23 protein-coding genes and 1 pseudogene are annotated in these 25,218 nt (G+C 58.1%); 8 read left to right on the forward strand and 16 right to left on the reverse strand.

All coding sequences use genetic code 11. The features are described 5' to 3' along the window. Positions 1–7: 7 nt before the first annotated feature. Positions 8–979 carry a D-2-hydroxyacid dehydrogenase gene (locus tag LIX15_RS11165; RefSeq protein WP_227773267.1) on the reverse strand — a complete coding sequence of 324 codons (972 nt, stop codon included), beginning with the start codon at positions 977–979 and terminating at the stop codon, positions 8–10. 132 nt (positions 980–1,111) lie between these two features. Between LIX15_RS11165 and LIX15_RS11170 the strand changes: the two genes are divergently transcribed. Together LIX15_RS11170 and ilvA are read left to right on the forward strand one after the other, a co-directional pair. After that, positions 1,112–2,392: an amidohydrolase gene (locus LIX15_RS11170; RefSeq protein ID WP_227773268.1), complete on the forward strand. Its 1,281-nt coding sequence runs from the start codon at positions 1,112–1,114 to the stop codon at positions 2,390–2,392. Further along, positions 2,389–3,648, forward strand: coding sequence for a threonine ammonia-lyase (ilvA, locus tag LIX15_RS11175; protein WP_227773269.1), 1,260 nt, complete (start codon positions 2,389–2,391; stop codon positions 3,646–3,648). Before LIX15_RS11170 ends, ilvA begins: the two co-directional genes overlap by 4 nt. A gap of 47 nt (positions 3,649–3,695) precedes the next feature. Here the strand turns inward: ilvA and LIX15_RS11180 are convergent, their stop codons facing one another. Together LIX15_RS11180 and LIX15_RS11185 are read right to left on the reverse strand one after the other, a co-directional pair. Further along, on the reverse strand, positions 3,696–5,036 hold the full coding sequence (locus LIX15_RS11180; RefSeq protein ID WP_227773270.1) for an aminotransferase class III-fold pyridoxal phosphate-dependent enzyme: 1,341 nt from the start codon (positions 5,034–5,036) through the stop codon (positions 3,696–3,698). A gap of 82 nt (positions 5,037–5,118) precedes the next feature. Further along, positions 5,119–6,759, reverse strand: a complete 1,641-nt coding sequence (locus tag LIX15_RS11185; protein WP_227773271.1) for a BCCT family transporter — start codon at positions 6,757–6,759, stop codon at positions 5,119–5,121. A 526-nt stretch (positions 6,760–7,285) separates the two neighbouring features. On the opposite strand from LIX15_RS11185, the gene LIX15_RS11190 reads away from it, so the two are divergent. Further along, on the forward strand, positions 7,286–7,939 hold the full coding sequence (locus LIX15_RS11190) for a DUF8102 family protein (RefSeq protein WP_227773272.1): 654 nt from the start codon (positions 7,286–7,288) through the stop codon (positions 7,937–7,939). Positions 7,940–7,952: 13 nt separating this feature from the next. On the opposite strand, the gene LIX15_RS11195 is transcribed toward LIX15_RS11190, so the two are convergent. From LIX15_RS11195 to LIX15_RS11210, 4 genes are all read right to left on the reverse strand, one after another. Continuing rightward, the gene (locus LIX15_RS11195; RefSeq protein ID WP_227773273.1) at positions 7,953–8,342 is read right to left on the reverse strand and encodes a Rid family detoxifying hydrolase; all 390 of its coding nucleotides are present in this window, start codon (positions 8,340–8,342) and stop codon (positions 7,953–7,955) included. Between the two features lie 46 nt (positions 8,343–8,388). Then, positions 8,389–9,768 (reverse strand): aspartate aminotransferase family protein, encoded by a 1,380-nt coding sequence (locus tag LIX15_RS11200; RefSeq protein ID WP_227773274.1) that lies wholly within the window; start codon positions 9,766–9,768, stop codon positions 8,389–8,391. 543 nt (positions 9,769–10,311) lie between these two features. After that, the gene (locus LIX15_RS11205; RefSeq protein ID WP_227773275.1) at positions 10,312–11,100 is read right to left on the reverse strand and encodes an HpcH/HpaI aldolase family protein; all 789 of its coding nucleotides are present in this window, start codon (positions 11,098–11,100) and stop codon (positions 10,312–10,314) included. A gap of 396 nt (positions 11,101–11,496) precedes the next feature. Then, complete coding sequence (locus LIX15_RS11210) at positions 11,497–11,805, reverse strand: antibiotic biosynthesis monooxygenase family protein (RefSeq protein ID WP_227773276.1); 309 nt, start codon at positions 11,803–11,805, stop codon at positions 11,497–11,499. A 179-nt stretch (positions 11,806–11,984) separates the two neighbouring features. Here LIX15_RS11210 and LIX15_RS11215 point away from each other — a divergent pair, with 179 nt between their 5' ends. Further along, the gene (locus tag LIX15_RS11215) at positions 11,985–13,139 is read left to right on the forward strand and encodes an epoxide hydrolase family protein (protein WP_227773277.1); all 1,155 of its coding nucleotides are present in this window, start codon (positions 11,985–11,987) and stop codon (positions 13,137–13,139) included. 168 nt (positions 13,140–13,307) lie between these two features. On the opposite strand, the gene LIX15_RS11220 is transcribed toward LIX15_RS11215, so the two are convergent. Beyond that, positions 13,308–13,949, reverse strand: coding sequence for a helix-turn-helix domain-containing protein (locus tag LIX15_RS11220; protein WP_227773278.1), 642 nt, complete (start codon positions 13,947–13,949; stop codon positions 13,308–13,310). 198 nt (positions 13,950–14,147) lie between these two features. Between LIX15_RS11220 and LIX15_RS11225 the strand changes: the two genes are divergently transcribed. Continuing rightward, positions 14,148–14,891 (forward strand): class I SAM-dependent methyltransferase, encoded by a 744-nt coding sequence (locus LIX15_RS11225; protein WP_227773279.1) that lies wholly within the window; start codon positions 14,148–14,150, stop codon positions 14,889–14,891. 18 nt (positions 14,892–14,909) lie between these two features. Continuing rightward, positions 14,910–15,146, forward strand: a complete 237-nt coding sequence (locus LIX15_RS11230) for a hypothetical protein (protein ID WP_227773280.1) — start codon at positions 14,910–14,912, stop codon at positions 15,144–15,146. Between the two features lie 313 nt (positions 15,147–15,459). Here LIX15_RS11230 and LIX15_RS11235 read toward each other — a convergent pair whose 3' ends face one another. Further along, the gene (locus LIX15_RS11235) at positions 15,460–15,753 is read right to left on the reverse strand and encodes a DUF7995 family protein (protein WP_497007438.1); all 294 of its coding nucleotides are present in this window, start codon (positions 15,751–15,753) and stop codon (positions 15,460–15,462) included. 30 nt (positions 15,754–15,783) lie between these two features. On the opposite strand from LIX15_RS11235, the gene LIX15_RS11240 reads away from it, so the two are divergent. Beyond that, the gene (locus LIX15_RS11240) at positions 15,784–17,382 is read left to right on the forward strand and encodes a dihydrolipoamide acetyltransferase family protein (RefSeq protein WP_227773282.1); all 1,599 of its coding nucleotides are present in this window, start codon (positions 15,784–15,786) and stop codon (positions 17,380–17,382) included. A gap of 32 nt (positions 17,383–17,414) precedes the next feature. Here LIX15_RS11240 and LIX15_RS11245 read toward each other — a convergent pair whose 3' ends face one another. The 4 genes and pseudogenes from LIX15_RS11245 to LIX15_RS11260 form a co-directional block, all read right to left on the reverse strand. Beyond that, positions 17,415–18,413 carry an NAD(+)/NADH kinase gene (locus LIX15_RS11245; RefSeq protein WP_227773283.1) on the reverse strand — a complete coding sequence of 333 codons (999 nt, stop codon included), beginning with the start codon at positions 18,411–18,413 and terminating at the stop codon, positions 17,415–17,417. Then, positions 18,414–19,424, reverse strand: a complete 1,011-nt coding sequence (locus LIX15_RS11250; protein ID WP_227773284.1) for an alpha-ketoacid dehydrogenase subunit beta — start codon at positions 19,422–19,424, stop codon at positions 18,414–18,416. Continuing rightward, complete coding sequence (locus LIX15_RS11255; protein ID WP_227773285.1) at positions 19,421–20,455, reverse strand: thiamine pyrophosphate-dependent dehydrogenase E1 component subunit alpha; 1,035 nt, start codon at positions 20,453–20,455, stop codon at positions 19,421–19,423. The genes LIX15_RS11250 and LIX15_RS11255 overlap by 4 nt, the downstream gene beginning before the upstream one ends. 146 nt (positions 20,456–20,601) lie before the next feature. Continuing rightward, positions 20,602–20,853, reverse strand: a pseudogene (locus LIX15_RS11260) (OsmC family protein); the annotation flags it as partial. 574 nt (positions 20,854–21,427) lie between these two features. Here LIX15_RS11260 and LIX15_RS11265 point away from each other — a divergent pair. Further along, positions 21,428–21,664: a hypothetical protein gene (locus LIX15_RS11265; protein WP_227773287.1), complete on the forward strand. Its 237-nt coding sequence runs from the start codon at positions 21,428–21,430 to the stop codon at positions 21,662–21,664. 56 nt (positions 21,665–21,720) lie between these two features. On the opposite strand, the gene LIX15_RS11270 is transcribed toward LIX15_RS11265, so the two are convergent. From LIX15_RS11270 to LIX15_RS11280, 3 genes are all read right to left on the reverse strand, one after another. Next, on the reverse strand, positions 21,721–22,656 hold the full coding sequence (locus LIX15_RS11270; RefSeq protein ID WP_227773288.1) for an ArdC-like ssDNA-binding domain-containing protein: 936 nt from the start codon (positions 22,654–22,656) through the stop codon (positions 21,721–21,723). 449 nt (positions 22,657–23,105) lie between these two features. After that, a complete protein-coding gene (locus tag LIX15_RS11275; protein ID WP_227773289.1) occupies positions 23,106–23,861 on the reverse strand; it encodes a DUF7260 family protein in 756 nt (251 codons plus the stop codon). 90 nt (positions 23,862–23,951) lie between these two features. Continuing rightward, on the reverse strand, positions 23,952–25,184 hold the full coding sequence (locus LIX15_RS11280; protein WP_227773290.1) for an MFS transporter: 1,233 nt from the start codon (positions 25,182–25,184) through the stop codon (positions 23,952–23,954). Positions 25,185–25,218: the final 34 nt, after the last annotated feature.

Below are 25,218 nucleotides of genomic sequence, written 5' to 3' on the forward strand. Positions count from 1 at the left end.
CGTCTCGTTACGCGGAATCCGGTGCGAGCACTCGATTTTCCAACGATTCCCCGGCGTCGAGCCGTTCGACGTTTTTCGCGACGATGTCGGCGAGCCGCTCCCAGTGGCGCGGCGTGTGTCCGCCGGTGTGGGGCGTGATGAGACAGTTTTCGAGATTCCAGAGCGGATGGTCGGCCGGAAGCGGTTCGGGGTCGGTCACGTCGAGCGCCGCCCCGCGAATCTTGTTCGACCGGAGCGCGGAGACGAGAGCGTCCGTATCGACGATGCCCCCCCGTGCGGCGTTGACGAGGACGGCGTCCGGCGGTAGCGTCGCGAATTCCGATTCCCCGACGAGGCCGCGCGTCGTCTCGGTGAGCGGACAGGCGACGACGACGTACTCGCTCCGCGAGAAAGCCTCGTGGACGGCGTCCTCCTCGAACCCGACGACTTCGCCCGTCGGGCCGCCTTTCTCCGGCGAGTAACGAACACCGATGGTCTCCACGTCGAACCCCTGGAGACGCTGGACGACCGCCTTCCCGATGGAGCCGAGCCCGATGACCGTGACGGTGCTGTCGGTGAGTTCGCCAGACTGGAAATGTCTCCACTCGGCGCGTTGTTTGCGTCGCCACCCCTCGTGGAGGCGGCGCGCGAAGACGAGCACGTTGCCGATGGCCTGCTCGGCAATGCCGGGGGCGTGGATTCCGCCGGCGTTCGTCACGGCGACGCCGCGTTCCGCGACGGCGTCCATCGGGACGTGGTCGGTTCCGGCGAAGGTGCACGCGAACAGTTCGAGGCGCTCGGCGCGGTCGAGCAAGTCTTCCTCGACCGTGATGCCGGTGACGACTCGCGCGTCGGCGACGAGTTCGCGCTCCTGTTTCGGAGTTCGAGCGAGCGCGACCGTCCGGTCGGGAAGGCGTTCGCGCAACTCCTCGGCGTACGATTCCATCGAAAGTCCTTCCGTCCCCTCGCGGAGGACGACAATATCCGGGTTTGCACTCATTCTTTCACCATCGCGTCACCCGACGCGAATCGATAATCGAATCATTGTGACAGCCCACCTTAGTCCTTTTGTGTAGTCGATGTCAACGAAAAGTGTTTACAATTAAGTAGTCGGAGCGTGTCAGTACTACACATGTCCGAGTCGATACGAGACCGCCTCTCTGACGTTCGGCGCGAGTTCCACCGGTATCCGGAGCCCGCGTGGTGCGAGTTCCACACGACCCACCGACTCGTCGAAGAGCTACGCGAAATCGGCGTCGACGAACTCGCCGTCGGAACCGAGGCATACGACAGCGACGACCGGATGGCCGTCCCCGAAGACGACGAAATCGAGCAGTGGTACGAACGAGCGCTCGAACGCGGTGCCGACCCCGACCTCCTCGATACAATGGCGGGCGGAAACACGGGTGTCGTCGCCGCCCTCGACAAGGGCTCCGGGCCGACGGTTGGTCTCCGAGTCGATATCGACGCCCTGTTCATCGAGGAATCGACGGCGGACGACCACGCGCCCGCGGCGGAAGGATTCCGGTCGGAGGGGGACGGGACGATGCACGCCTGCGGGCACGACACCCACATGACGTGGGGTCTCGCTGTCCTCGAAGCCATTGAGGAGAGCGATTTCGAGGGGGAACTCGTCGTCTTCTTCCAACCCGCCGAGGAGGTGTCGGGCGGCGGTCATCCGATGGCCGAGAGCAGGTTCGCCGACGACCTCGACTACCTCTTCGCCGTCCACGTCGGTCTCGACCACCCGACGGGCAAGGTCGTCGCCGGTATCGAGCGACCGCTCGCCATGTGCCACGTCGATGTGACGTTCGAAGGAACGTCCGCACACGCGGGCAAAGCGCCCGAAGAGGGAGATAACGCGATGCAAGCGCTCGGAACCGCAATCCAGAACGCTTACGCCATCCCGCGCCACTCGGAGGGGATGACCCGCGTGAACCTCGGGAGGGCGGAAGCGGGCACCGCGAGCAACGTCATCGCCGAGCGCGCGCACGTCGCGGCGGAGGCGCGCGGCGAGACGACCGAGCTGAAGGAGTACATGAAATCCCGCCTCACGAGAACGCTCGAATCGGCCGCCGAGATGCACGGCTGCGACGTAGATATTGACGTCGTGAGCGAATCGCCGCGCGCCGACAGCGACGCCGAACTCGCCGAAATCGTCGCGGACGCGGCCCACGATACCCACGGCGTGAACTCGGTCGTCCCGGCGGCTGATTTCGGAGCCAGCGAAGACGCGACGTTCCTGATGGAGCGAGTGCAGGAAGGGGGCGGTTTGGCGACGTACCTCATCGTCGGCACCGACCACCCGACGAGCCACCACACCCCGACATTCGACGTGGACGAACGAAGCCTCGGTATCGGCGTCGAGGTTCTACGGAAGTCGATACTCGCCGTCGCGGCGGACGACCCATGAGTTCCGAGCGACCGAACGACGGGGTGCCGACCGCGGAGGAGGTCGTCGCGCTCGCCAACGTGGAAGACGCCCAAACCCGACTTGAAGGGGTGGTGCACCGAACGCCGCTCGACCGCTCGACGACGTTCGCGGAACGGAGCGGGGCGGCGTCGGTGGGACTCAAACTGGAGAACATGCAGCGAACCGGCTCGTTCAAAATCCGCGGCGCGTACAACGCGATGTCCCAACTTTCGTCGGTGGAGCGCGGCGTCGTCGCGTCGAGCGCGGGCAACCACGCACAGGGGGTCGCCCTCGCGGGGCAGTTGCTCGACATCGAAACGACCGTCGTCGTTCCTGAGGTGACCCCCTCGGCGAAGCGAGAAGCGACTCGCGGCTACGGTGCCGAGGTCGTCGTCGAGGGCGACACTTACGAGCGCTCCTACGAGTACGCCCTCGACCTCGCCGACGAGAAGGGACTGTCGTTCGTTCACCCGTTCGACGACGAGGAGATTATCGCGGGACAGGGAACCGTCGGCATCGAACTGCTCAAACAGTATCCCGAACTGGATACCGTTCTCGTCTCCATCGGCGGCGGTGGGCTGATTTCCGGTATCGCGACCGTACTCAAGGCTCACGACCCGGACATCCGCGTTGTCGGCGTCCAACCCGAGGGGGCATTCCACGCCAAGCCATCGCTCGAACGCGGTGAAATCCACGAGCTACCGGACGTGGACACCGTCGCGGAGGGCATCGCCGATGCGCGCCTGTTGGAGAAGACCTTCGCCGTGGTCAGCGAGCGCGTGGACGACGTGGTCAGCGTCAGCGACCGGGAGATGAGCGTCGCCGTGACGCTCCTCGCCGAACGCGCAAAGAGCGTCGCGGAGACCGCGGGCGCAGCGCCGCTCGCGGCGCTGCTCTCCGGCGCGGTGGATGCGGAAGGCGAACACGTCGCCGTCGTCGTCTCCGGGGGGAACGTGAACCTCGCGGAGCACGCCGAACTCACGCGAACCGGGCGGATGGAGCTCGGGCGGTACGCCGAGGCGCGCCTCGGCGTCGCCGACTGGCCGACCGGTCTCGATTCCCTTACGGCGACGGTCGAGCGTCACGGCGCGGAACTCGACGTGTTGGAGCGCGCGCGACGAACCGCCGCAGACGACCCGAATCGGACGCCCGTCACCGTCGGCGTGGCGGGTAGCGGGCCCGAGCATATTTCGGACGTGATGGACGCCCTGGACGGGCAAGACGGAATCGCGGTCGAAGATGACACCCTCGATTGAATCGTCTTCGAATTCGGTTTTCGCGGTCAAAACTCGTCGAAGGGCGTTCACGCCGCGTCGATAGCATCGTTCAGAATGGAGATGCCGAGTTCGATTTCGCGCTCGGTCGAGTCCAGCGGCGGGAGCAGACGGATGGTTTTCTCGCCGCAACCGAGGGTGAGCATCCCGCGTTTCAGCGCCTCCTGAACGACCGCATCGCGCCGCTCCGCCGTATCGAATTCCACGGCGAGCATTAGCCCCTTTCCGCGCACGTCGTCCACTTTCGGGGACGCGCCGTCTCGGAGCAGTTCTTTGGCTTGCCGACCGCGTTCGGTCGCGTTGGCGAGTAAGTCGTGTTCCTCGATGGCTTCCAGCGTGAACACGCCCTGCATCGACGAGAGGAGGTCGCCGCCGCCGAACGTCGAGCCCAGGCGATTTTTCTCCGACGGGAAGACGTCCGAGCGAGAGATGGTCGCGCCGACGCGGAGGGCTTTCGCGCTGGCGATGACGTCGGGTTCGATGGGATAGTGGTCCGCCGCCCACATCTCGCCGGTTCGACCCACGCCGGACTGGATTTCGTCTACGACGAGTGGAATGTCGTACGTCTCGCAGACGTCGCCCACTTCGGCCATGAACTCGGTGCTCGGAAATCGATAACCTCCAACGCCTTGAATCGGCTCTATGACGACGAACGCAACCTCCTCGGGGTTGACGTGGCCGCCCTCGGGTTGGAGCGCGCTCCGGAGTTGCGAACCGTCTCCCGTAAAAAATCCGCAGTCGCAGGTTTCGGCGGTGCCGTCGCGGTCGTCGCAGAACGGAACCGTGCGAACGCCGGCTATTTCGGGGTAGTGGCGCGTGTACACTTCGTTCGAACGAGTGACGGAAAGAGTGCCGAGCGTTCGGCCGTGAAAACTCCCGTCGAAGGTGTAGGAGTACTTGGCAGTCGGGTTACGGTCGTGGGTAATCTTCATCGCATTTTCCATCGCCTCGGCGCCCGAATTCGAGAGGAAGACGGTGTCCATTCCGTACTGGTCGGAGACATCGACGAGCTTCTCGACGAGGTGGCTCGACGCCGGAAAATCGGCTGTTTTCGGGGATTCCCCGGAGCCGAAGTACATGTCCTGCCCGGCGATTTTCATCGGTTCGACCAGCGAAAATTCGCGCAGTTTGGAGAGCAGTTTCTCGTTGTTGTATCCGAGCGGCGCCGCACCGATGTGACAGGTGAAATCGAGGAGGACGTTCCCGTCCACGTCGGAGACGAACGGACCGTCCGCGTCGCCTGTCACGTCCCAGACGAACTCGTGTGAAAACTCGCTCGGTGCCGCGTGTTCGTGATGAAAATCAATCCATTCTTGCGCATTTTCCCCGGGAAACGCGCCCACGTCGGGGTTTGCCGTGTCCCTATCCATACACAAAGTTCGTATATACCGTTATTAAAACTTGTTGTCGATTCCGCGAGAGTAGGCAGCCGCCGGACAAACCGGCGGGTGGTCAGTCGTCGGCAGTCGGAGGTTGTTTGGGGGATTCCGGTTGATCCGTCGCGTCGGACGAACCGATGAGTTTAGTCTGATCCTGGAGCAACACGCGGCCGTACTCCGAGCTGAACTCCTTGATGAGTCCGAGCATCGCGGTGAAGCAGACAAAGGCGAACGGGGTACCCGTGATGATGGCCGCCTGCTGGAGCGTGTCGATGGCCCCCCCGCCGATCGTCATGAGGATGGCGGCGGTCATCCCCAGGACGACGCCCCAGAAGACCCGGTTGATGTTCGACGGATGGGCCTTCCCGCCGGTGGTCATCATCGATACCGCGAGCGTCGAGGAGTCCGCCGACGTGATGAAAAACGTCGTCACGAGCAACATGAATGCCAGCATGAACACCGTCCCGAAGGGGAACGCGCCGAAGAGGATGAAGCCGGAGGCCTCCGCGCCGGGCGGGGCGTCGGCCAGCACCTGGCTGAAGTCGGCGATACCGTTGTGCTGGGCCCAGACCGCGGAGCCGCCGACGACGGTGAACCACGGAATGGTCGCCGCCGAGGTCGCGACGATTCCGGTGAACGCGACTTCGCGGACGGTCCGACCCTTCGAGATGCGCGCGATGAACAGTCCGGCGAACGGCGACCACGAGAGCGCCCACGCCCAGTAGAACACCGTCCAACTGTTGGCCCACTCCGTTCCACCGTCGACACCCGCCCCGGTAAAGAGGCTCATCGAGACGAAGTCAGTGATCATCCCGCCGAGCGCCTGCGTCCCAAGCAGCATAAGGAATACCGACGGGCCGACGATGAACGTCGTGAGCAGCAGGAGTATAAACAGCACCATGTTGAAGTTCGAGAGTCGGCGGATACCGCGATCGACCCCAAGTACCATCGAGACGGTGAACAGCAGCGTCATCACCGTTACGACGACGATAACGCCGAGGTCGCCGAGGTTGATACCCCACTGGAAGTTGAGTCCGGAGATGAACTGGCTCCCAATGAACCCGAGCGACGTCGCCACGCCCCCGATGGTCGCGAACACAGCGATGACGTCGATGATCTTCGCGAGCGGACCGTCAAGGTTGTCCTTGCCGAGAACCGGCGTGAGCGCCGAGGAGACCCTGAGCGGGACGTCGTCGTAGTTGTACGCGAAGTAACCAATGGCGATGCCCATGATGGTGAAGACGGCCAGTTGCGGGAGCGCCCAGTGGAAGAGCGTCTGCTGAACTGCGATGGTCATCGCCTCGGCCGACCGCGCCTGAACGTCGAACAGGGGCGAGGGGTTGTCGTAGTAGAACAACGCCTCCGTCGGACCCCAGAAGACGACGCCGGCGGCGAACCCTGCCGAGTATAACATTGCGAAGAAGGAGAGGAAACTGTACTCCGGCGGTTCGTCGCCGAACTTGATCTTTCCCCACGGCCCGATGATCAGGAACAGCAGGAAGATGACGATGAGGAAGACGATGAGCAGCAGCGCCCAGTTGAGATACTGATTCATTATGCTGTTGGCGATGCCGATTCCGTCCTGAACCGTGGTCGGGCTGATGAAGTACAGGACAATCAAACCGACCGTCAGGCCAGCGCCGAAAAGGAAAATGAACGGGTCGAGTTCCTCGCGGAAGCGACCGACCGCGCCCAAGTCGTCCGAACTACTCACGTGCGATCACCTCGCTCGGGGTCGTGAACTGCCGACCGTTTCAGGGTGCGGTCGACCGAGATGCTCCTCAGCCGGACTCCGAGTCGTTCTTCCGATGGTATCACGCTCCGTCCGAGCCGATTTCGTATGGTATTGTTCATGGAAGATTCCTCACAAACCGTGCGGTTTGATGACGTACGTCAAGTCAGTCGTGAAATATCGTGATAAACGTTACGATTATTGAAACCAGCGGATACGATTTACGTTTACAGAATTGGTGTCGGACATTACCTGTGATCCTCTATTACAGTATGCATAAATTACATCTTCGTCGGTAAACTATCTATCGGGCAGTACGAAAACTTATCTCAGGAAGTTAGCGCAGTCGTTCTGAATCGACCGTAAACGATTGTCGAAATCCGTTTGTATCTCTCGCACGGTTGACGACGCCGATTCAGCGCGTCGGTCAATCGTGGTTTTCTGCTCGAACGATGGTCGATTTTGGAACTCCGCAACCCTTAATCACGGCCATACACAAAATCTGTATATGAGTGATCAGGCCGACGAAATTGACTCCCCGAATGAACTCGCCTACTCCGCCGACAGGGACCGAGGTATCCTCACGCCGAGCGATAGGGAGTACCTAATCGGACGGAAATCCGACTACACCGAACACTCGAAGAAACAGAAACGAAATCGAATCCGCCGACGCCTCCGCAACGCCATCCTCGACTTTACGATTCTCTTCGAGCATCTCGAAGGCCGCGACCGAGAAACCGTCTTCAATCCCGACGACGACGCGCGAGACGCCTACACGCAGGGAATCACCGATATGCTCGCGTTCCTTCACCTCGGGACGATGGGCTACTACACACCGTTCAAGGACATGCTCGCACAGGGGGTCAACAAGGCAGAACAGGAGTTGGCCGGGTCGGACTACCGCATGGTAACCGTGGACTTCAACGTCGATCCCGTCGGACGAATCGACGTGGACGAGGTCATCGACAAACTCGAATTCGGTGACTTCGAGGAAGTTACCGACGAGGAACTCCGCGCGTTTGTCCGCCTTCTCGCCGAATCCGACGATTTCTCCGCGACATCCATGCGTTCAGACATGAAAGAACAGATGAGCGAGTTCATCGAGAAGGTCAACGCAGCGACGGAGCAGCGAGACCAGCGAGTAGAGGAACTCAACGACTGATTGTCGCCACTGATCAGCCGAGGTACGCCACCGCGTCCATCTCGACGCGCACGTCCCCTGGTAGCCGCGCGACCTCAACACAAACTCTCGCAGGCGGGTCGCCGGGGAATCGTGCGCCGTAGGCGTCGTTAACCGCGTCGTAGTCGTCCAGTTCCGTCAGGTAGACGGTCACTTTGACGACGTCGTCGAGTCCGTCGCCCCCCGCTTCGTCGACGACGGCGGCGACGTTGTCCAGCACTTGGTCGGTCTGGGCGTGGATGTCGCCCTCAACGTCGTCGCCAGTTTCGGGGTCGACGGGACCGTAACCAGAGACGTACAGCGTGTCTCCGGCGCGAACGCCTTGCGAATACGGATTGTCGTTGCGCGGTGCTTCGTCTGTCACGATTCGGTTGGTATTACTCATAGTCGATTTTGGGTATGGTGGTCAGTATGGTAAGTCGGAATGCGGTTCAGGCGGTCTGCTGTTCGGCGGTCACCTGCTGGATGGCCTCGACAATGACGTCCATCGCCGTCTCGGCCAGCTCCTCGGTGAGAACGAGCGGCGGGAGGAGTCGCAATACGTTCCCGTGTCGCCCGGCTTTCCAGACGAGGACGCCGCGTTCGTAACAGTACCGTTGGATGGCTTTGACAGTCTCTTTGTCCGGGCTCCCCTCTGCGTCAACGAACTCGGCACCGATGAACAGCCCTTTTCCTCGAACCTCGCCGATTCTATCCGTTTCCATCGCGACGTCGCGCAGGCGGTTTCGGATGGACGTACCGAGTTCACGTCCGTGAGCGAGCAGGTCGTGGTCTTGAATGTATTCGATGGCTCGCGTGCCTGCACGCATCGCCACGACGTGCCCGCGGTACGTTCCTGCGTGGTCGCCCGGCCCCCACGTGTCGAGATCTTCGTGGTACATCGTCGCCGAGAGCGGGAAGCCGACGCCGCCGAGCGCCTTGGCCGTCGTCATCGCGTCCGGAGTGACGTCGTACCACTCGCTCGCCCACCATTGGCCGGAGCGACCGAGCCCACTCTGTATCTCGTCGAAGACGAGGAGCACGTCGTTGTCGTCGGCGATTTCTCGCAGCCCCGCAAGGAAGCCCTCGGGCGGCGTGATAACGCCGCCCTCGCCCTGAATCGGTTCGACAAAGATACCCGCCGGGTTCGCCAGCCCGCCGTACGGGTCTTCGAGAATCGCTCGAACCTCTTCGAGCGCGCGATCGACAGCTTCCTCCGGCGTCTTGTCCTGCCCAAAGGGATGGGGATAGGGAGCGTGGACGACGTCCGAGAGGAGCGGCGTGTAGTGGCCCTTGAAGCCCTTGTTTCCGGTGAGGCTCATCGCACCGCTGGTCGCGCCGTGGTACGCACCGCGGAAGGCGATGAGACCGTCGCCGCCCGTGTTGTACTTGGCGAGCTTTATCGCCGCCTCGATGGCGTCGCTACCGGTCGGCCCGCCGAAGACAACCCGATTGTTTCCGCGAAGTTGTCCGGGGGCAATCTCGTCGAGTTTTTCGATGAGTTCGAGACGCGCCTCGGTCGGAAAGTCGACGGTGTGAACGAGTTTATCCGCCTGTTCGTGCACCGCGTCGAGAACGTACGGATTCGCGTGCCCGACGTTCAGTACGCCGATACCGGCAAACATGTCGATGTACGTGTTTCCGTCGGCGTCGCGAACCGTCGCACCCTTACCCGCTTCGAACGCAATCGGGATGTCCTCGGGGTAGGCGACAGCACTGCTATCGATTTCGCGTTGTTTTTCCAGTAATTCCCGCGTGTTCGGTCCGGGGACGGTATCGACGTTCGGTGCATCCTCGTAGTGAAGTTGGTCGATCGGTGGCCCAGCCGTCATACGGCATACCATGTGAAACGATTATAAATAAGTTATCCACGAATTTCATAGAGAACATAAACGGATTTTGTATTCACCACTGGTGTTGTGTTCAATTACAAGTAATAGCACACACGATTTTTGTAACCAATTTGCGGTTCCACCGACGAGTCGGAAACAACCTCTTACGAGATAAATGCTGACAATTACTTCTCGACGACTCGGGGAATGGTTTGGTTCTGAAATTACCATCTTTCCGACACTATCAACGGGACGAACCTTCGATCATCCTCGCTTCAAACAAAACGTTACGCGTACAGGAAAGCGCTCGCCGATGCAGGCATCCCCGTTTAGCACACCCACTACGAAAATATGATTGCGATTTTGGCAACATGAACCAGCTTGTAGAACCGTTTCCCGCAATCGAAGCGACGAACGACGTGCAGACGCGATCCGGTAGAGCACTTCGGGGGGGGAGTTCGAGTAAACGCCCAATGGAACCCACAGCGGAATCAACTATCGAAACTACTGGCTATCGAGAAAATATAGGCCGGGTCTGTGAACTCAGCTCCGTTCGTACTCATCCAGCCACTCCGCAACTATTTCTTGAATCGCGATGGTTGTCGTGCCGATATTCAACATCTGATATCCATTATTTGCCTTTTCGTTGACATCACTCATTCCGAAGCCGAGTCCTCCTACGGGGACGCCCCGCTCGACACTACGCGAGCGAACGGTTTCGATAGCGTCCTGCACATCCGGATGGTCAAGTTCACCGGGGTGGCCAACTGCGACTGAAAGGTCGAACGGCCCGATGAAGACGAAGCCGAGGCTAGGAACATCCAGAATTGAGTCGATATTCTCGACTGCTTCGAGAGACTCTATCGTCACCCCGATAAGTACGTCTTCGTCTTCGGTAGCGGCGTAGTCGTCATCCAGACCCCACCGGCTCGCTCGTGGAATCGCGAGACCACGTTCGCCTGGCTCACCGTCGTAGTGGAAGTACGCCGCGCGTACGATGTCCCGGACTTCGTCCGCCGTATCGACGTGTGAGAGGAACACGTTCCTTACGCCAGCGTCCAGTGCTTTCCGGACAAGCGCCGGCTCTGTAACCGGTACCCGAACCAACAGCTCCGTCCCCGTAAGCTCACTCGCACGGAGTAACTGTTCCACTGCCGTTGCATCCCATGGACTCGGGCCAGCGTGTTCGAAATCGATCCAGACGAAATCGAGTCCGAGACCGCCGTACAGTTCGATAAGTGTCGGAGAGTACGCGTCTTCGGCCATCCCAAGCGTAATTTCGTCATTTTCGAGCCGTTTCCGCAAACTGGTTGTATTTCTCGATTGTACCATACGTATTCCCCCGGAGACCAACCAGAGTGATTCCCTCGGTGCGTTTTCGCGGCGCTTCAATTCACGATCGTTTCGTGCTGTTACTCTGGTGGCGAACGCACCAGATGCAGTATGCTAGCAACAATGATAGCCCTACTGGTCTCCGTCGGTAAGTCGCACAACGCGACTAGCGTAACCGGTTTCTCTACTCCTTCAAAGAAAATTCCTCGGGAGAATCCAGGTGCAGAGACGTTTGACATCGACAAGTCGTCACCGAGTAAATTGTTGCAACGGGCTGAAAACCGGATAGTCACGGAATTCGTCGCTGGAATCCACATAGCGAGCAAACCTCACCAGTAACATTTGACTTCGTTGATGATCCTACTGATAAACCAATCAGGAGAGTGGCACGGGGTTCTACTCTTCTGTGGGAAACACTTCGTAGTGCTTCACTGCCGGTTCGAATTCCAAGAGAAAGCTTTCATCTTCCGGATAATATTTTGCTGTTTCAATATCTGAGCCAGCAAATCGTTCGACTGCAGCTTTTGACTCCCAGAAAGTAAGGGTGAGAAAGTGCGCCTCGTCATCTTCGAGGCGTCGAAGAACATACGAGCCCCGATTGCCGCTGATAGCCTCGTAGTCCGGAATTGCTCGCTGGTTCAAAAATTCCAGATATTCCTCCGCCTTCTCTGTCGGTGTTCTTCCGTGCCAGATCCGAGCAATCATACACCCCTCAAGCTAGAGTCAGCCATAACCGTATCGCCCCCCAAAATTTGGGTTCACTCGAGAAGTGGTGAAGCAGTTCCGACGAAACATCTGATTCGTTTACTGGTTGAGTTGACTGGTGACAGCACGGTTAAGACGATATACAGCGTCACCTAGCTGCGAACCATGGAGCACTACTGATGAGTCACACCGACATTCAACCATTCACTATTGAAATCGACCAGGACGAACTTGACGACCTGTCCGAACGACTCGCTCGTACCCGCTGGCCCGATGAACTTCCTGGTGTTGGATGGGATTACGGTGTCCCCCTCGACTACCTGAAAGAGTTAGCCGAGTATTGGCAAACGGACTACGATTGGCGCAAACACGAAACGGCACTCAACGACTTCCCCCAATTCACCACTACCATCGACGGACAAACCATCCACTTCCTGCACGTCCGTTCGGAAGAACCCGATGCCATGCCGCTGATCCTCACCCATGGCTGGCCTGGCTCGATCGTGGAGTTCCTGGATATCATTAGACCCCTCACCAACCCGGAAGCGCACAGTGGTGACCCCGCCGATGCCTTCCACGTGGTGGTTCCCTCGATCCCTGGGTTCGGGTTTTCTGGGCCGACCCACGAGACGGGATGGACCCAACAGCGCATCGCAGCTGCCTTTGCTGAACTCATGGATCGACTTGGCTACGATCGGTACGGCGCTCAAGGCGGAGATGTCGGTGCCGGAGTTTCCCCGGACCTTGGACGGGTTGCTCCCAATCATGTCGTTGGAATCCACGTCAATGCCGCCACCGTTGGGTTCATGCCATTCCCACCGCTTGATGACACCGAACTAGACGAACTCTCCGACAGAGAGAAAGACCGTGTGAACAGAATTGAACACTTTATGAACGAGCAGTTCGGGTACGCACAGATCCAATCCACTCGGCCACAAACCTTGGCCTACGGGTTAACTGATTCGCCAGTGGGCCACCTGGCTTGGATCGTGGAAAAGTTCCAGGAGTGGACCCATGGCACCGAGCGCCCCGAAGACGCGGTCGACCGCGACCGGCTACTTACCAATGTGATGCTCTATTGGCTCACCGCCACTGCCGGCTCTTCTGCCCGTCTCTATTATGAGGATGCCCACTCTGACCAGTGGCCCCAGCCCTCCGATGTTCCTACTGGTGTCGCAGTCTTCGCCGAGGACGTCGCCATCCGACGCTATGCCGAACAGACCAACAACATCGTGCACTGGTCGGAGTTCGATCGTGGCGGCCACTTTGCCGCCATAGAAGTTCCCGAGTTGCTCGTCGATGACCTGCGGGAGTTCTTCCGAGCGCTCCGGTGACTACAGATCTGTTCGATCTGCGGGTATTGGTCGATCTGAAAAGGCGATATTCTTTTCTCACTAAAATCAGCCTCCTTGACGACGTGATGATAACCGATCTCCCCGCCTATTTTCAGTCGCATCGTGGGTTACGAGTTGAGACGACCGTCTCGTTGAACACTGCTGCTATCACACGAATTCCATGATGACTTTCGTTTCGATTTTCCGCAAGTGCTCACCGATCGTCCCCGCAGAGATATTCACTCGATCTGCAAGGTCGCTGAGGGTCGCGCGCCGCGGTATCTCGTAATAGCCTTCATCGATCGCTAGTTCTAACAGTTCTTGCTGGCGATCCGTCAGCAGGGACGCGAGCTGGCGCATATCCGGGTGGTACTCGCCGATCCCTTCGAGCGTAATCTGAATCCCGTCGGGAATTTCCGTGATCACCTCTCGGATCTTCTCGTCCTCTCCAATCATGGTTACCCGAAGCCCACCCTGATCGGTGTATTCCATCGGCCAGTCCACGACGATCTCGTACCGTCGGAATATACTAAGGAGGTCGGTCATGAGGGCATTTGCTCGAAAGTGGAGGTAGACGAGCCCTTCCGATGCCTCGGAACGCTCGACAGACAGCACCTCTGGATCCGCCTCTAGTACTTCCGTACTCTGTTCGAGGTCACCACGGAGTTGATAGAGTGCTACGCCGGTTCCGTCATCCAAGAGGTTGATGTAGTGAATCGCTTCACCTTCCACCGCTGGATCAGTAGCGTACTCACCGTTAGAACAGCGTTCATCGTCGATCCGAGGAATGACGAACGTAATATATCTCATACTATCGATTCGTTCTCTGTGTCTATAGTGCCTAGGACAACTGTATTCGGTCACTCAGTCTAGTACCGAGTTGAATGTACTGCGTCTGTCGCGGACGGTGGTGCATCAAAGAAAGAGTATGCGGTATGCGTATTTAAACCCGCCTCAGATGTACGGCGCTATTCGCATGCTTCGGTGGATCGTCCATATCACCAACGCATGCCGAGCAGAAACGCTGAAAGAAACAACACGAACCGAACTGAAACGAAATCACCAACTCTCGGCCAGACGATCGTCGCCGCGCTCTCCGAGCGCTTTGACCTTGCCGAGCATCGGCGGTATCTCGCACGCGATCTCGAAGGGGTGGTACTGGATCTCGGTGCGGGGAGCGGTGCAATGATCCCGTACCTGCAAACAGCAGTCCAGCGCGAGCCAGCGCTCCACCTGCATGCAATCGAACCGGATCCCAACAGGCGGGAGCAGGCGAAGCAAACAGCCAGCACGCACGATCTGGACATACAGCTGCGATCAGGACGGGCTGAATCCCTGCCCTATGCGGACGATACGTTCGACGTGGTCATCGCCTCCGCGGTGTTCTGTACGGTAGAAGATCCTTCTCGGGCCCTCGAGGAAGTCCATCGCGTCGTGAAGTCGGATGGCGTATTCCGCTTTCTCGAACACGTTCGGTCGGACGGTTGGCGTGGCTACGTCCAGGATGGGGTGACACCACTCTGGAAACGGATCGACAACGGTTGCCACCTCAACCGACGAACAGACGACTGGATCGCAGCAGGTCCCTTCGCTCTCAACGAGATCGAAACGCTAAGTATCGGTGTTAGCCCGTCCAGACCCTTCGTGCGCGGAACTGCCACGCCAGTGAGCCGTACCGAGACTGACAGCCGAATCGATAGGAGAGAGCATGTCTCTTCGTCTGTGTTGGAATCCTCAAGTGAGGATATATAACAGGAGTCGTACTGAAACATGAACACGAAAACAACTGTATTGACAATCCTCGGCGCCATCGTGGCGCTTCTCGGAATGTTATGGTTAGTTCAAGGCCTCGGAATCATCCAGATAGGCCCAATTTTGTGCGTCGCAGACTGCGAACCGATCACTGGAAGATCGATGCAGTGGACGGTCATCGGCGCGATAGCCCTGTTCGTGGGGATCGTCATTGTCCGAGCAGGGATGAGACGGTCCCCGGAGAAAGGAGACTAACAATGGAACTAAGGAAGGTTGTACCGCGGCGGACGCTCCTCGAGGCGCGCGCCTCGCCGACCGGTTCACCGCCGCGCTCTCCGCGCGGTCGGCCTGGATTACTTCGTCAGATTACTTCGTCACCCTGAAGGTGGCGGACCGGTTCCATGGTCCAGATCGCGCCGAGGGCCAAGGCATGAAAGCACCTGCCAAAGCTCTCCGCTAGAGGGCGTCCAGGCAAGAGAATAGCGTCCTGCAGCGACATGGTATTGAGTGAACTTGCAACCTCGATTTAGGGCCGGTGAGTGGTGCGAACGAACAAAAGGATGTTTTTCTAGTAGTGAACATCCGTCGGGATGATCCACGTCTGCTCGTCAGCAGCGAGCACATGCTCAAGGTGTTCACGATTACGAATCGCGTCGCCGACTTCGGTGTAGAGGTAGAGCGACGGGCCACGATATGCGCCGAGAGTGTAGCAGGTATGGCAAACAAGATCTTTTTCGTGCATGAGTTCGTCGGTACTGAACTCGGTGACTGCCGTTCTCACTCGTTCAATATTTCGTTCGAACTCCCGCGACCACTCCGCTTCGATCAGCCGAAAACACGTTCCTGAACTGGCGGTGGAGATTTAATACAACCGAGACTGTCTTTCTATGTCATGGGATATATTGTCAAGATGCCCAAATTGGGACTGGAAATGGACTCCGGGACACTCAACGTCTGGACCGTTTCCGAAGGCGATGCGGTGGAAGAGGGTGCCGTTGTTGCCGAAATCGAATCGGAGAAGACGACGGCCGAAATCGACGCCCGCGAGGATGGCGTGCTTCGACGGGTTTTCGTCGAGGAGGGCGGCGTGACCGACCCAGGGGCACCGCTCGGCATCGTCGCCGCACCGGATGCGGATATTGACGGTTTGATCGCGAAAGTTGAGGGTGAATCTGCGGAATCCTTATCCGAGACGTCCGCCGATGCCGGGGGTTCGAGTGCCATACAGGAGGGCGACCCACAGGCTGCTACCGACGGTTCAACTGCATCGGTGAGCGAGATCAAGGCAACGCCACGAGCGAAGCGACGGGCCGAGGAACTCGACGTGGACCTCACGGTCATCGACGGCACTGGTCCACAGGGTGCCATCGCCGAAAGCGACGTCGAGGCAGCCGCCAAGGATGAACCGGCTGACCCGACTGACGACGTGAAGGCGACACCACGAGCGAAACGTCGGGCAGCGGAGTTGGACGTGGTGCTCCATTCGGTCGAGGGAACTGGGCCGCAGGGAGCTGTGACTGAAGGCGACGTGGAGGCTGTAGCGGAGTCGATGGATGACGAAGCGGCGAAAACCAAATCGACGGATGAGGAAGCGACTACTACCGCAGTCACCGACGAAACCGAGATCCCCACGGAACGGGTGTTCGCTACGCCAAGCGCTCGCCGACTCGCGCGTGAGTTGGGCATCGATGTCGAATCCGTCGGAGCGGAAATCGATGACCGTCTTACGGAAACCGACGTTCGGATAGCAGCCGAGGGGATGACGAGTGACGAAAGCGAGACGGTACCCGGAACGCGGGAAGAAGAACGACCATTGACGGGGATGCGAAGTACCATCGCGGAGCGTCTCGGACAGAGTAATCGCGAAGCGGTCCACGTCACTGAACATCGGTCGGCTGATGCAGAGGAAATCCTTGCCGCCGCGACGGCCGCAGACGAGGCACTTTCTCCTGACGTGTCTGTAACCGATATCCTGTTGACGGCACTATCGGCGACGCTCGACGCCCATCCGGAGTTCAATGCCACCTTCGAGAACGACGTTCATCGGTTACATAAAGAGCACAACATCTGCGTTGCCGTCGACATTGACGCCGGACTCATCGCACCCGTCATCCCGGACGTGGATTCGCTCTCGGTTTCCGACCTCGCGGCAAAGCGCAGGGAAGTGACCGACCGGGCGCTCTCCGGTGAGTACACGATGGACGACCTTACGGGTGGAACTATAACCGTTTCGAACCTTGGTGTCCTTGGCGTGGAGCGCTTCGACCCGGTCATTAATCCGCCACAGATTGCCATTCTCGGCGTCAACACCATCAAACGCGAAGTGGTTCCGACCGATGACGACGATGTCACCGTCCGTAAGCGTATCTCTTTTTCGCTCTCATTCGACCACCGTATCGTAGATGGCGCGGACGCCGCACGGTTCCTCGGGACGCTCGTCGAACACGTTGAAAACCCGTGGCCGCTTGTGATCGCAGCGGACGAAAAGTAGCGCAGAAAACAGGTTTCCTTTCGGAAATCGCGTCACCCCGTGCGGAACAGCCCCTTTTCTGCGGCGCGTTCTATCACCGCATTGATTTGGACGAGTCGTGGACCGTCATCTACGGGCCGCAATCGGACAAATGCATTACGGACTTCTAGTTCGCGTTCGCCGTCGGCGCTGACGACGCCGGTAGTGACGTCGAACGCGAACGCTTCGCCGTCGTCGAGTACGCGGTACTCCTCGACAGGGATATGTGAGAGGACGCCTGGCACGGTGACCGCGTGTACTACCTGTTGCGGTTTGCTGGTATTCCCCAGTCGAAAGCCGACACCGCCGGGTTCGTCGGGACGGCAAGTCGCGAGTCCACCGGCGATGCCGGAAAGTCCGATTTCGTTTGGTGACGCCCGCGAGACAACGCCGCCGATGACGTCCTCCGGGTCGAGAATGGCTCGGGTTCCGACGAACTGCTGATCCAGAACCCCGAGGGTCGCGAGCCCTCGAATGTGGCGTTCGCCACTCTCATCGTCGACAACCGCTTTGACAGTTCCGTGCCGAACCGTCGTCTCATCGGCAGATACTGCTTTGCTTGCGATGAGTCCCGTGGCGATACCCGCGACGGTTCCATCGACCGCGGTGGGTACTACGTTGTTCGTTCCGGTTGAAATGCTCACGACGGGAACGTCCCCGATTCCGTGGGCGACGTCGCGACTAGTGCCGTCGCCGCCGAGCACGACCACGGCATCGGCGGCGTTCGAGAACCGTTCCGCCGCGTTACGTGTGTCTTCACCGGACGCCGTGACCGTCATGTTCAGCAGATCGACCGTTAAGTTCTCCGGTGCGTCGTCTACGATTCGATCAGCGAGGCCGGCGTTGTCCGGCATGACAAGTACCTCGGCGTTGTCTGTCATCGTCAGCCCTTCGAGGACGCAGGTTGCCGTCCGGCGCTTCGCGTAGTTGCTACTAACGCTCGCACCGCCCGTCAGTCGTCGGATGTCGCGGCCGGCGACCGGGTTGACGATGAATCCCACTGTTGGGGACACTTATACGACGCGGTTGATGGCCGCTTTCACGTCGTCGGCGTCCGGCAGGACTTCCTCCTCCAACGTCGGACTAAACGGAATGTGTACGTCCGCGACGCCAACGCGCTGAATCGGCGCATCGAGGCTGAAGAACGCGTTCTCCATGACGCGCGTCGCGATTTCCGCGTGGGTTCCGTACGAGAGTGGGCTTTCGTCGGCGATAACGAGACGGCCCGTCTTGTCCACGCTCTCGACGAGCGTGTCAGTGTCGAGTGGGTAAAGCGACCTGAGGTCGATGACCTCAACGCTCGTCTCGCCCGCGAGTTCGTTCGCGAGTTCGAGCGATTCGCCGACCAACCGTTGCGTCGCGACGACGGTCACGTCGTCGCCCTTGCGTTCGACGTTCGCCGTCCCGAGTGGGATGGTGAAATCTTCGTCAAGTGGAACATCGCCCGTCTGTTCGTACATCGCCTTGTTCTCGAAGACGAATACCGGGTCGTCGGAACGGATAGCCGACTTCAACAGGCCTTTCGCGGCCCGCGGTGTTCCAGGAGCGACAGCGATGATGCCCGGGAAGTGTGCGAACCACGTGTGCAGCGTGCCGGAATGCTGACTCGCGGCACCCATTCCGCCGCCCTCGGTCGTTCGAACCGTTACTGGCATCTCGGTCTTACCGCCGAACATGTAGCGGTTTTTCGCCATTTGGTTGATTATCTGCTCCGAGCAGACGCCGAGGAAGTCTGCGAACATGATTTCGACGACGGGCCGCGTTCCAGTCGCCGCGGCACCGACCGCCGCGCCCATGAATCCGGCTTCGCTTATCGGCGTGTCCCGAACCCGGTCCTCGCCGAATTCGTCCACGAGGCCGCTCGTCACTTCGAAGACGCCGCCAAACTCGCCGACGTCCTCGCCGATGACGAAAACATCCTCGTCATTGGTCAGTTCCTCCCGCATCGCAAGGCGAATCGCCTCCCGAACTGTCATCTCCTCGGTGTCCGACGGTCCTGAAGAGGGCATGCTCTCGGTACTCATCGGTTCTCACCTCCGTCGGTTCGCATCTGTTGTGCAAAGTCGTTTATCTCGGGTACGCTCGTGTTGAACATGTCGTCGTATGCCTCACTCGGGTCTGGGTAATCTGCTTCCTTGGCCGTCTCTGCCGCTGCTTCTACTTGTTCGCTGATTTCCGATTCCATCTTGTCGAACTCCGATTCGGTGATGGTTCCGGCGTCGATGAGCCGTTCTCTGAACCGCTCTATCGCGTCATTCTCCTTCCAAATTGCGATGTCCTCATCGGTTCGGTACGGTTGTTGGTCGCCTTCGAAGTGACCGCGATAGCGGTAGGTGTCCGCTTCGATGAACGTCGGCCCGTCCCGTTCGAGCGCACGTTTGCGAGCTTCTTTCACCGCTTCATAGACAGCTGTGACGTCCATCCCATCCACCGTGAATCCGGGAATGTTGTACGCCTCCGCTGTCTCACTCAGGTTCTGGAGGTTGTGCTGTTTTTCAACCGGTGTCCCCTCGCCGAATTGGTTGTTTTCAACCAGGAATATCGCCGGAAGATCCCATGTCGCGGCGAGGTTGATGGCTTCGTGAATCTGCCCCTGTGCGACGGCACCGTCGCCGAAAAACGCCAATGCGACGGTATCTTCCCCTTTGAGCTGTGAGGTGAGAGCGGCACCCGTAGCAAGCGGCGGCCCGGCGCCGACGATGCCATTCGCACCCAACATGCCCGCGTCCACGTCCGCGATGTGCATCGAACCACCTTTGCCGTTACAGTAGCCGTTCGCTTTGCCGTACAACTCGGACATCATCTCCTCTAATTCGAGTCCTTTCGCGATACAGTGGCCGTGGCCTCGGTGCGTACTTGTGATGTAGTCGTCCTCTTCCAGCGCCGAACACGCACCGACGCCAACCGCCTCCTCGCCGATGTAGAGGTGTACGAATCCCGGGAGTTCCCCGTCACCGAACAGCTCGCCCGCTTTCGTGTCGAATGCCCGAATAGTTAGCATCCGACGTAACGCTTCTTTTTGCCCGTTTTGCGTTTCGATGTCAATTGCTACCATTGTCCATATTATAGTTGCCTCATCGGCCATTAACAATTATGATTGTAATCTTATATATAATTATAATAATTCAAACCCTCCTTGAACCCACGCTTGCCTCTGGGGAGGTGTGACCACCCACGCTTTTCCGTCTTCTTCTGCCGTTCTCAGAAGGCGTCACCGCGAATACTGACGTCCGCGTGGAGTTCCTCCCTAACCGCATCGTGGACGTGGCAGAGGGCGTTCGCGCGACTCACGACGGCCTGCAGCATCTCGCCGCTCGCGTCGGCTTCCACATCCACCGTGAACTGAATTGCTTCAAGGTAGTCTTCGTCATCGCGATCTACCTCTGGATCGATTTCGATACGTCCGAGTCCGTCGGCTTCCCATTGCCGTGCCCCAATTCGTGGCGCCACCGCATAGCAAGCAGCTCAGCTCGCGAGCATTTCTCACGCACTGTTTCGAACGAGATATCTGTACGGATCATCATATCATCTGGGTCGTAATCACGCCCTGCAACACCCTTCAACAGGAACATATTTCTTTGTGAGTGTGAACGCTCGGACGGACGCTCCTATGTAGATTTGTTCTGCTCTGTCACGTATCGCTCCTGACAACTGGAGCCTCCCGACGCTTTGCTCTTCGCACAGGTCGACTTGGACGTCCGCGTCTCCCGAGAGTTCCACCGTTCGACTAACATCTTCAAATGCAGCTGTCGGTTCGTTCTCGACGGCAAACCCCATCTCGAGGTCATCAATTGACAAATATAGCACTCACGTGTGTTCTTCTTGCACTTCCGCTCTGGTTGGCTGACCTCTTTATTCGCCGCCTTCGAAGAAGGACTTCAGTCGCTATAACCCAGCACGGCGTGGTTCCAGTGCCCTTACCCATCCTGCTACGCCGTGTACCCCCCTTGCATCATCAGATCAATAACGGGTGCGTGCAGTTTGTCCCGAGGATTTACGTTGGTAGTCATTGTTCCTATTTATATATATGATTTCGAATCGGCGATCACCACTCACACCACTTGCGCAAGACGCACTCGATGCACTCGCACGCGGACTGCCGAGTGAGGGAGAACTCACACACGAGCAAGCGTACGCGATCCTTGAAAAACAGGAGGAGCTTGAGCAGCCCGCTGCCGAAGATATCATCGAACGTCTCTACATGCGGGGCCACATCTACGAAGTTGAAGGAAAGATTCGGCTGACGGATTACCGACCTGAATAGCGAGGACAGTCTCAGTGGTAAAGCCACATTCGGCGCTCAGATTGGCAGCTTCTGACTTACTCACGTCTCGTTTCGACTACCTCGATAATCTCCGCTGCCGTCGTCCGCATTCGTCCAAGCCGATCTTGAATCATGTCCGCATCATCACCCTGCCACGCTGCGAGGTAGAATGCTGAGCCACTCGTGTCCAACCCAACGTATCGACCAACGATGTACGCGACGGCCTCTGCTTCTACCTCACGTTTCGATCGCTCACACTCATCGTCAACATCGAAGTGTAGCAGTGCATGAGCGTATTCGTGGATCAGTGTCACAGCGAGATCCGCCTGATTTACCCGATCTTTCACCTCCACGATTGGCTGGAGTTCGTACAGACTCCACTGTTTGCAGACGCCCTTCGCCTTGCCGTGTTCCCAGTCGTCAGCGTCGACGATACGAACCACCACACCGAGATCATCAGCTGCATCTTGGAGGGTGGGCACGAGATTTTCAGCATCCCCAGTTGCTTCGGTCTCGAGCTCGGGAAGTGACTCGCCCTCCGTCTGAGAGATATCGAAGACGGCAGTGGGTTTGAATCCGACCAGTCCTTTCGACCACGCTTCAGGCGGCAATTCGTCATATTCACACTCACTTTGCTCGTGGTACTTGGGCGAGTTCTCGCAGTCGGGACACTGCTTTGTGATGATCGGCGCCCAGATCCAGATTCCGCTTTCGCCTTCCTTGACGTGGCGGTCGAACTCGGTCCGCCAGGTGTTGTACCCAGCGACCTTCGTCGCGTTCGGACACTGGAGTGTGATCAAGAGCGTGTTTCGATAGGAGTAATCGTGGAATTTGGATTGAACTTCCAACCAGTCCTGGAACTGTTGAGTCGCTCTCGCCTTGTCAGTCAACGCAGTGAGGTCATCGATCCAGTGTTCAGTCGTGCTGTACATCACGTTGTGTCGGGTGTCGGATTCGTCGAACGACACCGCAGAAGTGGTACTCTGAGCCATTGATGTTCGAACACGGACGCTTCTATCGAGCGCCCCGCACCCCTTGGGGGCCGAAAAGACCATGGAGTCGTTTGAGTCAGGCTAATTGTTGAGACGCTACTTTCGACTCTGTCACACCGTGGATTTGATATAAGATTGAGAGAGGACACATTTTTTATTGCGTTGGGTCAGAGAGGACAGATGAGATGGCGCTCCCTGGTATAGTGCGGTAGTGGCTCTCTCTGGATGAAACTGTTATTCTCGAGTGTCGCCATTGGGGACGTCACTCAACACAACCGAACAGCCGTGCCCTACCTGTAAACCGACTGAAACCGTAGAATTCGACATTTCGTGATCCGTTACGACGTGGGATCGACCGTGACCGATTACACTGGTTGGTAGTAGATCGGTCGCAGTCATAATCGCAAAATCGATTACCCATTCGAAGGTTCGTTACTCCTGACAAAACATCAGTTCGCGCTTGCCCAATGACGAAGTTTGATGCGATCAAGTAGCTGGCGAGTTGTCGCGATGGCTGCCAACCCTGGATACTCGGTGTCGAGGTCGGCATAGAGATACGTTGTAAACAGTTTCTCATTCGATCGCTTGCGCTGGCGCAAATACGATTGCTGATCGTGTGTCAGCTCATCAAGATGCTGTTGAATCGACGTGAGTCGATCGCTGCACTCATTAAAAGCGAACTCACGTTGTTCGATCGCACTCAACTCCTCATCAATTTCAGCAAGCACACTGTGGAGTTCCTTGAGTCGCTGCCGTTCTTTTGTTATCAACGAGTATGATTGCTGGCGGGTTTCGATAGCCTCCTCACTCGCACGGTTAAGTTGATCCCGCAATGGTTGTGACCACGTTGCTGATCCACCTGCCAGGCCGGCTGCGACCTCGGGTCCGAATTCATTTTTGATACTTTCGAGGGCGGTTTTCTCTCCATATTCGTCCTCCCAATGGTCTACGGCAAGGACAGTTTCACGGTAGGCCTCTTGAACCGCACCTAAGAACTTGTGTGAAGATTGTGATCGAGATTGAACTGGCCCATGGAGCGAACCACCATCAGCCCGATAGGAGTGTGGTGGAATCTCTTTGAGTCGGTCCAGAAAGTCTTCGAATGCGTTGATTTCAGTTTGAACTTGGGATTCCTCGTTTCTAGCGAGTTGCTCTGCGTTTGGCAGTGACGTGCGGTTGAATAACTGATTTCTGCACTGTGTCATTGTTAATATCTAACGCACCAGTGTAGCGGATGTTATACTTTATGGCTCATAAATAGACAATAGATTATTACAGGAATGCATTTTGTCCTATCATACATACCGCATCGCGAGAAAAGCGACGGTGCCGACTGTACTCACACTGGCTACAAAGGGAAATGCCATGCCCATGCCGAACTGCTCGGCAACGACTCCGAATAGCAGCGGTCCCACCGCTCCGCCAAGCGAACCCGCTGTGAGCATTACACCGAAGAGGCTTCCACTGAACGATCGCTCGGAATACTCCGAGGTGATCGCATTCATCGTTGGGAGAGCCGCCCACATTACAATGCCAAGTAAAAAGAACCATATGAACAGTGCAATCGGTATTGGTGGAATGAGGACAGTTGCGCCCAAGATAACCGTCGATATCCCCATCGCTACAACTCCGAGTGTCTGCCGATCTACGGCATCTGCGAGAGTACCGGCACCGAGCGAGGAGATACCCGCACCAACAAGCATCATGAAGAAAATTCCGTTGGCGACAGTGGCGGCCAGTCCCATGTGTTCGACGAGATACGAGGTGATGAACGTACGAACTGCGCCAATTTCGGTCGCAATAGCAAGATTGGCAAGAAACAATACCGCAACCCATCGCTCGAGTGGTACTGAGATAAACGTGGTCGGATTCGACCATCGCCTCGTTGAGTCGTCTGTAGTCTTCTCAGAGACCTTATTCGTATCAGTTCCCCCGTCAGATTCTATCGCACGCGTGTCCTCAGTGGAACCGATATCGGGAAACAAGGTCAGGAATACCAATGCATAGGTAATACCAACGGCTGCGCTGACTGTGAGGGCAAGTCGCCAGTCAACAAGTGCGGCAAGGCCGCCGACAAGGGCCGGGGCGAGAGCAGTTCCCACGACGCCACCGAAACCGTGTATTCCCATGGCTTTCCCCTCGGTATCATCATTCTCCAGGTCACTAATCAGTGACATCCCAGATGGATGGTAGGTGCTCCCGCCGACGCCAGCAATGATTTCGGCGACCACAAGGGTCCAATAGTTCTGCGCTCCAGCAGCAACGAGAATGCCTGCGGCTAACACGACCATCCCGACTGCAAGGAGCCATCGCTGGCCGATCCGATCTGCAAGGACACCCGCGGGTAACTGAAAGATCGAGTATGTGGCGAAAAAGACCGTGAGCAGTGCTCCTGCTTCTCCATAGGAAATAGCGAAGTCGTTCACCAATAATGGGAGAATTGGTGGAAGTGCGACGCTATAGAACTCATTGACCGCGTGGGCGACTGTGATGAGCCATACTTCACGGGGATTTGCGACAGAGAACATTCTCCGGCGGATTGAGCGCAACACACGTTTAGTC

This window comes from Haladaptatus pallidirubidus (assembly GCF_020700235.1).
GTDB classification, from domain to species: Archaea; Halobacteriota; Halobacteria; order Halobacteriales; family Haladaptataceae; genus Haladaptatus; species Haladaptatus pallidirubidus.